11 protein-coding genes and 1 riboswitch are annotated in these 13,009 nt (G+C 64.8%); of the genes, 4 read left to right on the top strand and 7 right to left on the bottom strand.

What is annotated here, in order from left to right:
* Nucleotides 1-26: 26 nt before the first annotated feature.
* From VG99_RS11475 to thiC, 6 genes are all read right to left on the bottom strand, one after another.
* Complete coding sequence (locus VG99_RS11475) at nt 27-554, bottom strand: retropepsin-like aspartic protease family protein (RefSeq protein ID WP_044500081.1); 528 nt, start codon at nt 552-554, stop codon at nt 27-29.
* Nucleotides 555-570: 16 nt separating this feature from the next.
* Entirely contained in the window at nt 571-2,466 is a 1,896-nt protein-coding gene (parE, locus tag VG99_RS11470) for a DNA topoisomerase IV subunit B (protein WP_044500080.1), read from the bottom strand.
* 121 nt (nt 2,467-2,587) lie between these two features.
* Nucleotides 2,588-3,403 (bottom strand): 3',5'-cyclic-AMP phosphodiesterase, encoded by an 816-nt coding sequence (gene cpdA / locus VG99_RS11465; protein WP_044500079.1) that lies wholly within the window; start codon nt 3,401-3,403, stop codon nt 2,588-2,590.
* 190 nt (nt 3,404-3,593) lie between these two features.
* Entirely contained in the window at nt 3,594-4,043 is a 450-nt protein-coding gene (locus VG99_RS11460; protein WP_044501612.1) for a DUF1249 domain-containing protein, read from the bottom strand.
* Nucleotides 4,043-4,660 carry an NUDIX domain-containing protein gene (locus tag VG99_RS11455; protein ID WP_044500078.1) on the bottom strand — a complete coding sequence of 206 codons (618 nt, stop codon included), beginning with the start codon at nt 4,658-4,660 and terminating at the stop codon, nt 4,043-4,045. The genes VG99_RS11460 and VG99_RS11455 overlap by 1 nt, the downstream gene beginning before the upstream one ends.
* Nucleotides 4,661-4,842: 182 nt before the next feature.
* Nucleotides 4,843-6,726 carry a phosphomethylpyrimidine synthase ThiC gene (gene thiC / locus VG99_RS11450; protein WP_044500077.1) on the bottom strand — a complete coding sequence of 628 codons (1,884 nt, stop codon included), beginning with the start codon at nt 6,724-6,726 and terminating at the stop codon, nt 4,843-4,845.
* Between the two features lie 74 nt (nt 6,727-6,800).
* A riboswitch (TPP riboswitch) is annotated at nt 6,801-6,899 on the bottom strand.
* 130 nt (nt 6,900-7,029) lie between these two features.
* Between thiC and VG99_RS11445 the strand changes: the two genes are divergently transcribed.
* Nucleotides 7,030-8,496: a TolC family outer membrane protein gene (locus VG99_RS11445; protein WP_076939752.1), complete on the top strand. Its 1,467-nt coding sequence runs from the start codon at nt 7,030-7,032 to the stop codon at nt 8,494-8,496.
* A gap of 152 nt (nt 8,497-8,648) precedes the next feature.
* On the opposite strand, the gene waaA is transcribed toward VG99_RS11445, so the two are convergent.
* Nucleotides 8,649-9,911 carry a lipid IV(A) 3-deoxy-D-manno-octulosonic acid transferase gene (waaA, locus tag VG99_RS11440; RefSeq protein WP_044500076.1) on the bottom strand — a complete coding sequence of 421 codons (1,263 nt, stop codon included), beginning with the start codon at nt 9,909-9,911 and terminating at the stop codon, nt 8,649-8,651.
* A gap of 127 nt (nt 9,912-10,038) precedes the next feature.
* Here waaA and VG99_RS11435 point away from each other — a divergent pair, with 127 nt between their 5' ends.
* The 3 genes from VG99_RS11435 to VG99_RS11425 are packed head-to-tail and all read left to right on the top strand — an operon-like array spanning nt 10,039 to nt 12,946.
* A complete protein-coding gene (locus VG99_RS11435; RefSeq protein WP_044500074.1) occupies nt 10,039-11,211 on the top strand; it encodes an NAD(P)/FAD-dependent oxidoreductase in 1,173 nt (390 codons plus the stop codon).
* Nucleotides 11,204-12,034: an aldo/keto reductase gene (locus tag VG99_RS11430; RefSeq protein ID WP_044500073.1), complete on the top strand. Its 831-nt coding sequence runs from the start codon at nt 11,204-11,206 to the stop codon at nt 12,032-12,034. Before VG99_RS11435 ends, VG99_RS11430 begins: the two co-directional genes overlap by 8 nt.
* A 39-nt stretch (nt 12,035-12,073) precedes the next feature.
* Nucleotides 12,074-12,946 carry a hypothetical protein gene (locus VG99_RS11425; protein ID WP_044500072.1) on the top strand — a complete coding sequence of 291 codons (873 nt, stop codon included), beginning with the start codon at nt 12,074-12,076 and terminating at the stop codon, nt 12,944-12,946.
* Nucleotides 12,947-13,009: the final 63 nt, after the last annotated feature.

The raw sequence follows: 13,009 nt of genomic DNA, 5'->3' as shown, positions 1-13,009 counted from the left end.
ATGATGCTGACGAGGCCGTCAGGTCTTTATTCGGTGCCGCCCAGGGTTTGACGCAAAATCAGTTCGCCGCCCTGCTGGCTGAAGTCCAGCTGCTTCAGGGCGCTCATGCCCAGTAACACCTCGTCGCCGAGGATGCCCGGTACTATGCCGGCGCTGACATCCCGCAGCTGGATATCGCCCAGCTGCAGGGTGTCGATACGGGTGCTCCAGCTCTCGGTCAGGCCATTGGCGGTATTGACCATCATCGGTCGGCCGCGGGGCAGGTTCAGCCGCTCGGCAAGGGTGGCAGGCACCGCCACGAAGGTGGCCCCGGTATCCAGCAGGAAGGTCACTGGCTGGCCGTTGATACGACCCTCGGCCAGATAATGGCCCTGACGGTTGCGCTCCAGGTGCACTTCCACGGTATCGCCGCGATGCAGCGACACCGGCGCCTGGTTTGGATTGCGCCGCCGCTCCTCCATGCCGGCAAACCACTGGGCCGCCAGCGCCAGCCCGGCGACCCAGGCCAGCACCATCATGATGGTGCCGAGCCGGCGGTCCGGGGGCGGGTTCATCGACGACCGCCTGCCATCAGATCAGTACCTCGGCCAGGTTGCCCTTGCTTTCCAGCCACTGCTTGCGGTCACCGGCGCGCTTCTTCGCCAGCAGCATGTCCATCAGCGCTTCGGTACCCTGGAAATCGTCGATGGTGAGCTGCACCAGACGGCGGGTATCCGGCGCCATGGTGGTTTCACGCAATTGCAGCGGATTCATTTCACCGAGGCCCTTGAAGCGGGTCACCTGCACCTTGCCGCGTTTGCCTTCGGCCTCGATGCGATCGATGATGCCGCTCTTCTCCGCATCATCCAGGGCGTAGAACACTTCCTTGCCGATATCGATGCGATACAGCGGCGGCATGGCGACGAACACGTGGCCGGCCTCCACCAGCGGGCGGAAATGCCGAACGAACAGCGCGCACAGCAGCGTGGCGATATGCAGTCCATCGGAGTCGGCGTCGGCCAGGATGCAGATCTTGCCGTAGCGCAGTTGGGACAGGTCCGGCGAGCCCGGGTCCACACCGATGGCAATGGCGATGTTGTGGACTTCCTGGGAGGCCAGCACCTGGCCGGAGTCCACCTCCCAGGTGTTCAGGATCTTGCCGCGCAGCGGCATGATCGCCTGGAATTCCTTGTCCCGGGCCTGCTTGGCACTGCCACCGGCCGAATCCCCTTCCACCAGGAACAGCTCCGAACGACGGCTGTCCTGGCCGGCGCAATCGGCCAGCTTGCCTGGCAGCGCCGGCCCCTGGGTAATGCGCTTGCGCTCGATCTTCTTGCTGGCCTTGAGCCGACGACTGGCATGGTCGATGGCCATCTCGGCGATCTGCTGGCCGATGTCGGCGTGCTGGTTCAGCCACAGGCTGAAGGCGTCCTTGATGACGCCGGAGACAAAGGAGGCGGATTCGCGCGACGACAGCCGCTCCTTGGTCTGTCCGGAAAACTGCGGCTCGGCCATCTTCACCGAGAGCACGTAACCGACCCGCTCCCAGATATCCTCCGGCGCCAACTTCACCCCGCGGGGCAGAAGGTTGCGGAATTCGCAGAACTCGCGGATGGCCTCCAACAAACCGGAGCGCAGACCGTTGACGTGGGTGCCGCCCTGGGCCGTGGGGATCAGGTTGACGTAGCTTTCCTGCACCAGCTCGCCGCCTTCGGGCAGCCAGAACAAGGCCCAATCGACCGCTTCCTTGCTGGACGCCAGCGCACCAGTGAAGGGCGCCTCGGGGAGCGTCGGCCACTGGGCGCAGGCGTCCACCAGGTAATCGCGCAGGCCATCTTCATAGAACCAGCTGGTCTTCTCGCCAGACTGGCGATCATCGAATTCGACCCGCAGGCCCGGGCACAGCACGGCCTTGGCCTTGAGCAGGTGCAGCAGGCGATTGATATTGAACTTGGGCGTATCGAAGTATTTGCCGTCGGGCCAGAATTTTACCGTAGTACCCGTGTTGCGCTTGCCGACCGTACCGACAACCTCCAGTTCGCTGACCTTGTCGCCATGCTCGAAGGTAATGGCGTATTCCTGGCCATCACGGCGCACCCGTACTTCCAGGCGCAGCGACAGCGCGTTGACCACGGAGATGCCCACCCCGTGCAGGCCGCCGGAAAACTGGTAGTTCTTGCCGGAGAATTTGCCGCCGGCATGCAGCCGCGTAAGAATCAGCTCGACCCCGGATACCCCTTCTTCGGGGTGGATATCCACCGGCATACCGCGGCCATCGTCGATCACTTCCAGCGCGTTGTCCTGGTGCAGGATGACCGTGACCGTACGGGCGTGCCCGGCCAGGGCCTCGTCGACACTGTTGTCGATAACTTCCTGGGCGAGGTGGTTGGGGCGGGTGGTGTCGGTGTACATGCCCGGGCGGCGGCGCACCGGGTCCAGGCCGCTGAGAACTTCAATATCATCGGCGTTGTAGGACGATTGGGACATAGGGTGTCTGGGTTTCCTTGGTCATTCAGGGCGGGCACGGCGTCCCGCCGGGGCAGATCAGCATAGTATCCTATCTGTGCCGAGGGCAGGCAGCCAGTGCACGCCGGTGAAGCCCCCGCGGCTAATAGCCGGAAGCGCCATCGGCGGGCAGAAAACAGCCGTCGGGCAAGCGCGACACCGCCGTCTCCACAGTGCCGTCGGCATGCAACCGCAACCAGCGATAGCCGGGCGGTTGGGCGTCGGTGGCGAAATCGGCGCTGCCCACCGCAAACTGCACGCAGGTCGATGGCGACGCCAGCAGCCGAAGATGGCCGCGCTGCTGATCCAACGGCTGATGGATGTGCCCCCAGAGCACCACCCGCACCCGCGGGTCGGCATCCAGCCGGGTGAACAGTTGGGCATGATTGTCCAGCCCCAGCGGCTCCATCCAGGCGCTGCCGATGGGCACCGGATGGTGATGCAGGCAGACCATCACATACCGCTCGCCCGCCCCGGCCAGCGCCTCATCCAGCCGTGCCAACTGATCATCGTTCAGGTGGCCGGCCACCGAGCCGGGCACACTGGAGTCCAGCAGGACGATACGCCAGGCGCCGACATCCACCCAGGCCCGATTGAGGCCGTGGCGCTCGCCGATATCGCCCATACGGGCGGCGTCATCATGATTGCCCGGTATCCAGTAACAGGGCGCCGGCACCCGCGCCACCGCCTCAATGAAGCGCTGGTACGCCGGTTCCTCGCCATCCTGGGTAATATCGCCGGTCGCCAATACCAGATCGACTGGCGCAACTTCGCCCAGCAGCTGATCAATTACCGCATTCAACGAAGCGAGGGTGTCCAGGCCCAGCAACTGCTGGGCCGAACTGGCATAAAGATGGCTGTCAGTCAGCTGAACCACCTGGATAGCAGCTGTGGCGGTGGTCGTGGCGGATGGCGGCATCGGCGGTGCTCTCTGATCGGTGGACTACGCGTTCGCAGAGAGCGAGCGAAGCCCCTGCGATCCCCCGCCATGATGGCAACAGACCGCCGGACAATCCAGCGCTGCACCGGCGCGGAAGGCAGAAACATGCGTTGGGACACATAAAAACTGGTCGGACCAGAGATTTATACCATGCGGGGATACGCCCGGCTCAGCGGTTGATCAACACCGGTTGGGCGCTCTGTCCATGACGATGACAATAGCCGAGCCACTCACCGAGAAACTGATTGAGCTGGAATTTCTCGTCCGGCTGCAACATCTGCTCGTTGGGATAGGGATAGACGCTGCGAAAGCGGCGGCGTTGATGCACCACGGTCACCTCGGCCATGCGCGCATCGTGATACAGGCGCACCTCCATGCTCGGCGGCGTCAGCCATTGATGCTGCTTTTCATGGCGCAGGCGCAGGGTCGTGGTGTAAGGGCAACGCTCAAGCACCTGCAGCACCAGGCGCTGCGGCTCGCCGGCAGCGTCAAGCACGATATGACTCTCGTCCGTTTCCGCCATGTCCGGCATCAATTGGCGCAGACGGTAGAAGTTGGCCTCACAGACCGCCTGCAGCGACGACAGATCCACCCGGTAGCGGGGCTTGCGCAGGGCCATCATGGTTGTGGCCCCGCCTGCTCGCGCAGGCGCTGCCCATACAGTTCCAACCACTGCAGGGCGATGATGCTGGCGGCATTGTCGATGCGACCGTCCGCCAGGGCGGCCATGGCCTCGCTGCGTGGCCAGACACTGACCCGAATATCCTCGCCCTCCTCGGCCAATCCGTGCAGACCGCCCGCGCCGCGGCTGTCCACCGTGGCGCAGTACAGGTAAACCTGCTCATCACTGCCGCCAGGCGACGGGAAGTAACGGGTGATTGGCGTCAGCTCCAGCAGCGTCAGCCCTGCTTCCTCCTGCGCTTCGCGATGGGCAACCTGCTCGGCTTGCTCGCCCTCATCGAACAGACCGGCGACCAATTCCAGCATCCAGGGGTTGGCCCGCTTGCCCAGCGCGCCAACACGGATCTGCTCGACCAGCACCACCGCATCCAGCCAGGGGTCGTAGGGCAGCACGCACACCGCATCCGGGCGCACGAACAGCTCCCGACGCAGCTCCGGCCCCCAGCCGCCGGCAAACAGACGGTGGCGCAGGGTCAGCACATCCAGTCGGTAGAACCCGCGGAAACCCGGCTCGCGCTGCAGGATCTCTACATCCTGCTGATTGAAATCACTCAAATGGTAACCCCTGACAAAACACCCCGCAGACCGGAGTAACAGCTTTAACCTCGCATAACCCAGCGGGCTGAGGCAAGGGGTCAGCCCCCAGACAGAGGCGAAGCGAGTGCCGTCTAGACCAGCGGTAGCACAGGCTACCGCTGGCAGGTGAGGACGGACGCGTTGATGAGCGCCGTCGGACGTTAGACCTTCTGATACAACTGCGACCCGGTCTGGCGAAATTCAGCGGACTTGGCCTGCATGCCCTCCGCCACCGCCACATCCACCGTGGCAATACGCTGGGCCGCGGCATAGTCGCGTACTTCCTGGGTGATCTTCATCGAGCAGAACTTGGGCCCGCACATGGAGCAGAAGTGCGCCACCTTGGCCGACTCCTTGGGCAGGGTCTCGTCGTGGAAGGCGCGGGCGGTGTCCGGATCCAGGCCGAGGTTGAACTGGTCTTCCCAGCGGAATTCAAAGCGCGCCTTGGACAGCGCATTGTCCCTGATCTGCGCTCCAGGGTGGCCTTTTGCGAGGTCGGCAGCATGGGCGGCAATCTTGTAGGTAATGATGCCGGTCTTCACATCATCCCGGTTGGGCAGCCCGAGGTGCTCCTTGGGCGTGACATAGCAGAGCATGGCGCAGCCGAACCAGCCGATCATGGCCGCGCCGATGCCGCTGGTGATGTGGTCGTAGCCCGGCGCGATATCCGTGGTCAGTGGTCCCAGGGTATAGAAAGGCGCCTCGTCACAGCATTCCAGCTGCTTGTCCATGTTCTCCTTGATCAGGTGCATGGGCACGTGACCGGGGCCTTCGATCATGCACTGCACGTCATGCTGCCAGGCAATCTTCGTCAGCTCGCCGAGGGTTTCCAGCTCGCCGAACTGCGCCGCGTCGTTGGCATCAGCAATCGAGCCGGGACGCAGGCCGTCGCCGAGGCTGAAGGACACGTCATAGGCCTGCATGATCTCGCAGATGTCCGCAAAATGGGTGTAGAGGAAGTTCTCCTGGTGGTGCGCCAGGCACCACTTGGCCATGATCGAGCCGCCCCGCGAGACAATGCCGGTCACCCGGTTGGCGGTCAGCGGTACATAGCGCAGCAGCACCCCGGCGTGGATGGTGAAGTAATCCACGCCCTGCTCGGCCTGCTCGATCAAGGTGTCGCAGAAGATTTCCCAGCTCAGGTCCTCGGCAACCCCATCGACCTTCTCCAGTGCCTGGTAGATGGGCACGGTGCCAATCGGCACCGGCGAGTTGCGGATGATCCACTCCCGGGTTTCGTGGATGTTCTTGCCGGTGGACAGGTCCATCACCGTATCCGAGCCCCAGCGGATGCCCCAGGTCATTTTCTCGACTTCCTCCTCGATGGAGGAGCCAAGCGCCGAGTTGCCGATATTACCGTTGATCTTCACCAGGAAATTGCGGCCGATGATCATTGGCTCCAGCTCGGTGTGGTTGATATTGGCTGGAATGATGGCCCTGCCCCGGGCTACTTCCTGGCGGACGAACTCGGGGGTGATTTCCCGGGGGATACTGGCGCCGAAACTGTGGCCGGGATGCTGGTCGGTCAGCAGACCTGCCGCGCGCGCCTCCTGCAACTTCATGTTCTCGCGGATGGCGACAAATTCCATCTCCGGGGTAATGATGCCCTTTCGCGCGTAGTGCATCTGGGTCACGTTGCGGCCGGCCTTGGCGCGGCGTGGCGTGCGTACATGGGCGAAGCGCATATGTTCCAGGGTGGGGTCGGCCAGACGGGCATTGCCGAAGGCGGAACTCAGACCGGGCAGGATCTCGGTATCGCCCCGCTCATCGATCCAGGCGCTGCGCACATCCGCCAGACCAGCGCGCAGGTCGATCGACACCGCTGGGTCGGTATAAGGGCCGGACGTGTCATAGACCAGCACGGGTGGATTCTTCTCCACGCCCTGGTCGGTGCGGGTGTCGGCCAGGCTGATCTCGCGCATGGGTACGCGAATGTCCGGCCGCGAGCCGGTGACGTAGATCTTGCGGGAATTGGGCAAAGGCTGGGTGGCGGCACCATCGGCGCCGGAGGTGGCGATGGCGGTATCAGGCAAACGGCTGGTCATTATTGTGCTCCACTGTCAGGTAAAAACAGGGAACCGAAGCGGCACAGGGCCACCACCCCGGGACGGGGTAATGCAGGACTGCGCATCTCGATTCCTACGCCGGTACTAACCGGATCAGGTTCAACGGGTGTCGTCTCAGCCGGCAAAAAAAGCCGGCACCCCGTCAAGATGAGCTCGCAGCTTAGAACGTCCGATTATGGACAGCAAGTTTCGGTCCAATAACCGCTTGCCTTACTTGACCGGTGCCCCGCACCTCTTTAGCCTTGGCGGATTGACTTCTACCCCCATGCGAAGGACCTCTGCATGCTGCGCGCCCTGTATGTTGCCATCGTGCTGGCCGGACTCTCCGGCCCGGCCCTGGCTAAATCCGACCTGCTGACGATCTACCAGGAAGCCCTGCTCAACAGCGCTGATCTTGCCGCTGCACAAGCCGATGCCCTCGCCCGCCAGGAAGCCCTGCCCCAGGCGCGCGCGCAGTTACTGCCGCAGATCGGCCTGGGTGCTGGCGTGGCGCGGGAGCGGGTTGACATCGAAGGGGTGGGGTCGGACAGCTACTCTACCCATTACTACCAGGCCAGCCTGACGCAGCCGCTGTTTCGCGCTGATCGCTGGTTCAACTACCAGGCGTCCAAGTCTCTCAGCGAACAGGCCCGGGTGGAGTTTTCCGCAACCCAGCAGCAGTTGATCCTCGAGGTGGCCGAAGCCTATTTCAACGTGCTGCGCGCGTCCGATAACCTGGCCACCGCCCGCGCCGAGGAAGCCGCCTTCGAGCGCCAGCTGGAGCAGGCCCGCGAGCGCTTTGAGGTCGGCCTGTCCGCCAGGACCGATGTGCTGGAAGCCATGGCCGGTTTCGACACCGCCAGGGCCACCCGGATTACCGCGACGACCAACCTGGATGTGAGCTACCAGGCCCTGACCCGTCTGACCAATCGCGACCATACCGATCTGCTTGGCATGAGCCACAACCTGCCCATCCTCGCGCCGACGCCGGCCGTCATGCAGGAGTGGGTGGAAACCGCCGCCGCGCAGAACCTGACGCTGCAGGCCTCGCGCCTGGCCATCACGGCCGCCGACGAAACGCTACGCAGCAGCAGAGCTGGATACGCGCCCGCGGTCGATGCCTTTGTCCGCTACAGCGACAGCTACGGTGGCCCGCGACTGGGCGGTCCAGGCGCCGGGGCAGGATTGGGTGTGGGTGCGGGTGCCGGGGATAGCGAACTGACCCAGTTCGGCGTGGAGATGACCCTGCCGCTGTTCACCGGCGGTGGGACTAGCTCCCGGGTCCGCGAATCCAATTTCCGCCTGACCCAGGCCGAACAGAGCAGCGAAGCGGAATTGCGCCGCGTTGTCGAACGCACCCGAAACCTGTTCCGCACAGTGACCTCCAGCGTGGATGAAGTGGAAGCCCGCCGGCAGTCGATCATCTCCTCCAAGGCGGCTGTGGATGCAACCCAGGCCGGTTACGAGGTAGGCACCCGTAACGTGGTGGACGTGCTGGATGCCCAGCGCAACCTGTACCGGGCCGTGCGCGACTATAACGACGCCCGCTACAACTACATAATCGACAACCTCAACCTCAAGCAGGCCGCCGGCACCCTCAGCCCACAGGACCTGGAAGACCTCTCCACCTGGCTGAAGGCCGATTACTATCCAGACCGCGATTTCATCCCGCCATTCACCGAGGCGGAAATGCAACGCATGACCATCGGCAACCAGCCGCCGCGCGCCGAGGAAGATGAGCTCCAGCGCCGGATGCGTACGTCTTTCTAGCGCACTAACCCCAGGGCGCCCCTTGGGCGCCAATCGCCGCCAGGTGGCGCCTCCTACAGGAAATAGACGGATTGTAGGAGGCGCCACCTGGCGGCGATCGCTGGCCGCAGGACAGCCGCTACCAGCAGGCAGGATGTTACAAACCCACTCCGCTATTGCCCCAACAACCGGCCAATCCCCTGCACTAACCGCTCCAACGCACCCTGGTTGGCCCTGACCACCGCCTGCCCGGCTTCGCCGGCCTGCCGGGCCGCGGGTCGGTCTGTCAGCCAGCCGGCTACCCGTTCCGCCATCGCCATTGCGTCCGCCACCTCGACCAGGGCGCCAGCCTGCTCCAGCAGCTCGCTGATCTCGGCAAAATTGAACCGATGCGGCCCCGACAGGACCGGCAGACCGAGCGCGGCGGGCTCCAGGTAGTTATGCCCGCCACCGGCGATCAGCGAGCCGCCGACAAAGGCCACATCGCCGCAGGCATAGAACTGCATCAACTCGCCCATGGTGTCGCCCAGCAGCACCTGATCGGTGGGAGCTGGCATGCTGCCCGCGCTGCGCCGCACCATCGTCAGCCCCGCCGCTTCGATCTGGCGGGCGACGGCATCGAACCGCTCGGGATGGCGGGGCACCAGGATCAGCAGCGCGGCCGGGTGCCGTTGCAGAATCTGCCGATGGGCCGCCAGTACCACCTCGTCTTCACCCTGGTGGGTGCTGGCGGCGATCCACACCGGGCGCTCGCCCCACTGCGTGCGCCACTGCTGGGCCGTGTCCAGCAACTCGGCTCCCGGCTTGAGGTCGAACTTGATGCTGCCGGTCACCGTGAGCGCGGGATCGGTAACGCCCAGGGCGCGGAAGCGCTCGGCCTCCGCCGCAGTCTGCACCGCAGCCCAGTCCAGCGCGGCGAACATGGGCCGCACCAGGGCGGCTACCCGCTGATAACCCCGCGCCGAGCGTGCCGACAGCCGACCATTGGCCAACACCACCGGCACCTGTGCCCGCTTGCATTCGGCCACCAGATTCGGCCACAGCTCGGTTTCCATGATGATGACGATGCGCGGCCGCAGCCGGCGGATCAGGCGCCGCTGCAACCAGGGCAGATCGTAGGGCAGATAGGCGTGACCGACATCCTGGCCGAACAGCTTGCGGATCTGCTCAGAGCCGGTCGGCGTCATGCAGGTGATGGTGATGGGCAGCTGCGGATGCCGCTGGCGCAGTTCGCGTACCATGGGCGCCGCGGCGATGGATTCCCCCACCGACACCGCATGCACCCAGATGCCGCCTGGGCGCAGGTCCCCACCGAGAGCAAACCGCTCGCGCCAGCGCCGCGCGTAGGCCGGCGCGCGCCAGGCGCGGTACAGCAGCCGCGCCAGGATCAGCGGCAGACACAGGGTAAAGATCAGACTGTACAGAAAACGCGGCATTCCCTTCTCCAGACCGGTCGAGCGGCATAAACGCGGCATAGGGTAGCAGAAGTGACCTGCCTCCCCGCCAATGGCTATACTACGCGGGCAAAAACCGGTCATTCATCCCTCGACATCCGCGGAGCCCATGAGCACACCCCTGCACACCGATATCTGTATTCTGGGCGGCGGCATCGCCGGCCTCTGGCTCAACGCGCGGCTGCGCCAGCAGGGTTACAGCACCCTGCTGGTCGAACCCCACGCCCTGGGCGGCGGCCAGAGCAGCAAATCCCAAGGCATCATCCACGGCGGCACCAAGTATGCCTTGCATGGCAAGCTGACCACCGCGGCGGAAGCCATTGCCGGCATGCCCGATCGTTGGCGCGCCTGCCTTGCCGGGAGCGGTGAACTGGACCTGCGCGATGTGCGAGTGCTGTCAGCGCACCATTATCTGTGGTCGCCGGGCAACCTGATCAGCAACCTGGCGGGCTTTTTCGCCAGCAAGGCCCTGCGCGGCCGGGTCGATAGCGTCAAGGGGTCGGAACTACCGGCAGTGTTCGCCAACCCGGCGTTCAAGGGCAAGGTCTACCGCTTGTCTGAGCTGGTACTCGATGTGCCCGATGTCGTGCGGCGATTGGCAGAGCTGGGCGGCGACAGTCTGATCAGCGGCCCGGTACGGATCGCTGGCGGCAGCGAGGGCGTTACCGCCGTGCAGGTGGGCGACCAGCCCATCATCGCCCGCCGCTACGTATTGACCGCTGGTGAGGGCAACGAGGCATTGTTGCAGGGCGCTGGCATCCTGCAGCCGGCCATGCAGCGCCGCCCCTTGCAGATGGTCCTGGTCAAGGGACCGAACCTGCCGGCGCTCTACGCCCACTGCCTGGGCAGTAGCCCCAAGCCCCGCATCACCGTCACCACCCATCCTTGCAGCGACGGTCAATGGTGCTGGTACCTGGGCGGCGACCTGGCTGAACAGGGCACCGACATGCCCGCCGACCAGTTGATCCAGCGGGCGCGCCAGGAGCTGCAGGAGTTGTTGCCCTGGGTCGATCTGCGGGACTGTGAGTGGGCGACCCTGCCGGTTACCCGCGCCGAGCCGGCCCAGAGCGGCCTGGTGCGCCCGGACAATGCCTATCTCCAGGCCGTCGGCAACGCGCTGATCTGCTGGCCCACCAAGCTGGCCCTGGCCCCGGATCTCAGCGACCAGGCCCTCGCCGAGCTGGCCCGCCAGGCGGTCCAGCCGGAATTGCCGCAGCCAGCGAATGACCTGCCACCGCCTGCGATCGCCACACCGGTCTGGGATACCCTGTTCCATGCATAACCTGCACAGCTTCCACCGTCCCCTTGGCCGCACCGGCCTGACGGTCTCCCCGCTGGGCCTGGGCACCGTCAAGATCGGCCGCAACCAGGGGGTCAAATACCCCAGCGGCTTCGAGCTGCCAGACGACCAGCAGGTGCGCGAGCTGCTCGCCCAGTCCCGTGACTTGGGCATCAACCTGCTGGACACCGCACCCGCCTACGGCATCAGCGAGCAGCGCCTGGGGCCGCTGCTGCGCGGCCAGCGTCAGGAATGGGTGCTGTGCACCAAGGTCGGCGAGGAGTTCGAGAACGGGGAATCCCACTTCGACTTCAGCGCCCGGCACACGCGCCATTCGGTGGAACGGTCGCTGCAGCGCCTGCATACCGACTACCTGGACCTGGTGCTGGTGCATTCCAATGGCGATGACCTGACCGTGCTGGCGGATGAGGTCTACCCCGCTCTCCAGCAATTGAAGCAGGAAGGGCTGATTCGCGCCTTCGGGTTTTCCGGCAAGACGGTCGACGGCGGCCTGCAGGCCCTGGCCGAGGGCGACTGTGCCATGGTGACCTGGAACCTGCGTGAGCAGACCGAACGTCCGGTTCTCGACTATGCGCTGTCACAGGACAAGGGAATTCTGGTGAAAAAGGCCCTCGCCAGTGGTCATATCTGTCTGCAGGGGGAAGATCCCGTCCGGGCCGGCTTCGAACTGGTATTCAGCCACCCGGCGGTGGGCAGCGCTATCATCGGCACCATCAATCCGGTGCACCTGGCGCAGAATGTTGCCACCGTAGCAACTATCCTGCAGCAGGCCGCACCCAGCGGCGTTTCAGCCCGGCCGCGCTGACCCACAGCGAGCGCGGCCCCATTCGTGACGAGGGGACGCATGGCCATTATCATTGCCCGCCACAACCCGGTGATCTTCAAGACCCAGGCCATCCAGGTGCAGGCCGGACCGGAGCTGCTCCGGTATACGCCGGTCGGCGACCCGCTCAGCTTCGAGCAGATGCTCCAGCTGCGCCAACCCATCCAGGTGGACGATCCGACGCAGTTCGAGCTGACGCTCGCCAATCTCGGCGTATCCGCAGATATCACCTTTCATTGGCAACAACGCGACTTCCGCCTGCTGGTCCGCCAGCAGCGGCCCGACCGCGGCGATGAGGTACTGAAGCTGCTGTCCGGCTACGTCCCGGCCCATGAGCTGCGATTGCCGCTGCTGACCCTGATGACCGAGCTGGCCGAAGAGCTACTGCTGGAAACCGGCCAGGGATGGTTGCCCGGGCGCTATCAGGAAATCTGGCTGCCCACTCCCTACGCTGACACCCTGCCCACCGACCCCAACCGCTGGTTCCACCTGAGCCCCCACCAGGGCGCCGCCCGGGCAGTGTTATGCCGCGAACTGAACCTGCTGGAACGCCCCCGCGCCTACGTCCACCTGCCCACCAACTCGCTGCAGCTGGTATACCACATGCACCTGAGTGTGCCACGCTGCGCCGACCTCAGCGCCTTGCATGCCGATGAGTCGCTGGACCCGCAGAGTGGGCAACTGCAAGCCGAGCTGGACTGGCAGCATCCCGACCTGTATCTCGCCGAACTGGTCGATGGCGAATTCAACGGTCAGCTGTTCACTCTGATCAAGGGCGAGCTGGTAGCGCAGCAGCCCAACCAGGTATATCTCAGCGAGGCTTTCGCCCACCAGACCGGCTGGGTGGTGGCCGACGAACACTGCGCCTGGCCGAGCACCTCTGCCGCGCCTTAGACCATGGTCGGGTCGCACCCCCGGCCCGCTCTTCCCTAGACTGCCCGCTGTTCGTAATCACCC

It is taken from the genome of Pseudomonas saudimassiliensis (assembly GCF_000939975.1).
Classification (GTDB): domain Bacteria; phylum Pseudomonadota; class Gammaproteobacteria; order Pseudomonadales; family Pseudomonadaceae; genus Halopseudomonas; species Halopseudomonas saudimassiliensis.
Note: the sequence above shows the minus strand (reverse complement) of the source record. Positions and strands in the feature narration are given on the sequence as shown.

Excerpts from the sequence above, each read along its gene's own strand:
- VG99_RS11445 (WP_076939752.1), top strand. The coding sequence starts at position 7,030 with ATGCTGCGCGCCCTGTATGTTGCCATCGTGCTGGCCGGACTCTCCGGC.
- VG99_RS11475 (WP_044500081.1), bottom strand. The coding sequence starts at position 554 with ATGAACCCGCCCCCGGACCGCCGGCTCGGCACCATCATGATGGTGCTG.
- cpdA (WP_044500079.1), bottom strand. The coding sequence starts at position 3,403 with ATGCCGCCATCCGCCACGACCACCGCCACAGCTGCTATCCAGGTGGTT.
- waaA (WP_044500076.1), bottom strand. The coding sequence starts at position 9,911 with ATGCCGCGTTTTCTGTACAGTCTGATCTTTACCCTGTGTCTGCCGCTG.
- parE (WP_044500080.1), bottom strand. The coding sequence starts at position 2,466 with ATGTCCCAATCGTCCTACAACGCCGATGATATTGAAGTTCTCAGCGGC.
- VG99_RS11435 (WP_044500074.1), top strand. The coding sequence starts at position 10,039 with ATGAGCACACCCCTGCACACCGATATCTGTATTCTGGGCGGCGGCATC.
- VG99_RS11425 (WP_044500072.1), top strand. The coding sequence starts at position 12,074 with ATGGCCATTATCATTGCCCGCCACAACCCGGTGATCTTCAAGACCCAG.
- VG99_RS11460 (WP_044501612.1), bottom strand. The coding sequence starts at position 4,043 with ATGGCCCTGCGCAAGCCCCGCTACCGGGTGGATCTGTCGTCGCTGCAG.
- thiC (WP_044500077.1), bottom strand. The coding sequence starts at position 6,726 with ATGACCAGCCGTTTGCCTGATACCGCCATCGCCACCTCCGGCGCCGAT.
- VG99_RS11430 (WP_044500073.1), top strand. The coding sequence starts at position 11,204 with ATGCATAACCTGCACAGCTTCCACCGTCCCCTTGGCCGCACCGGCCTG.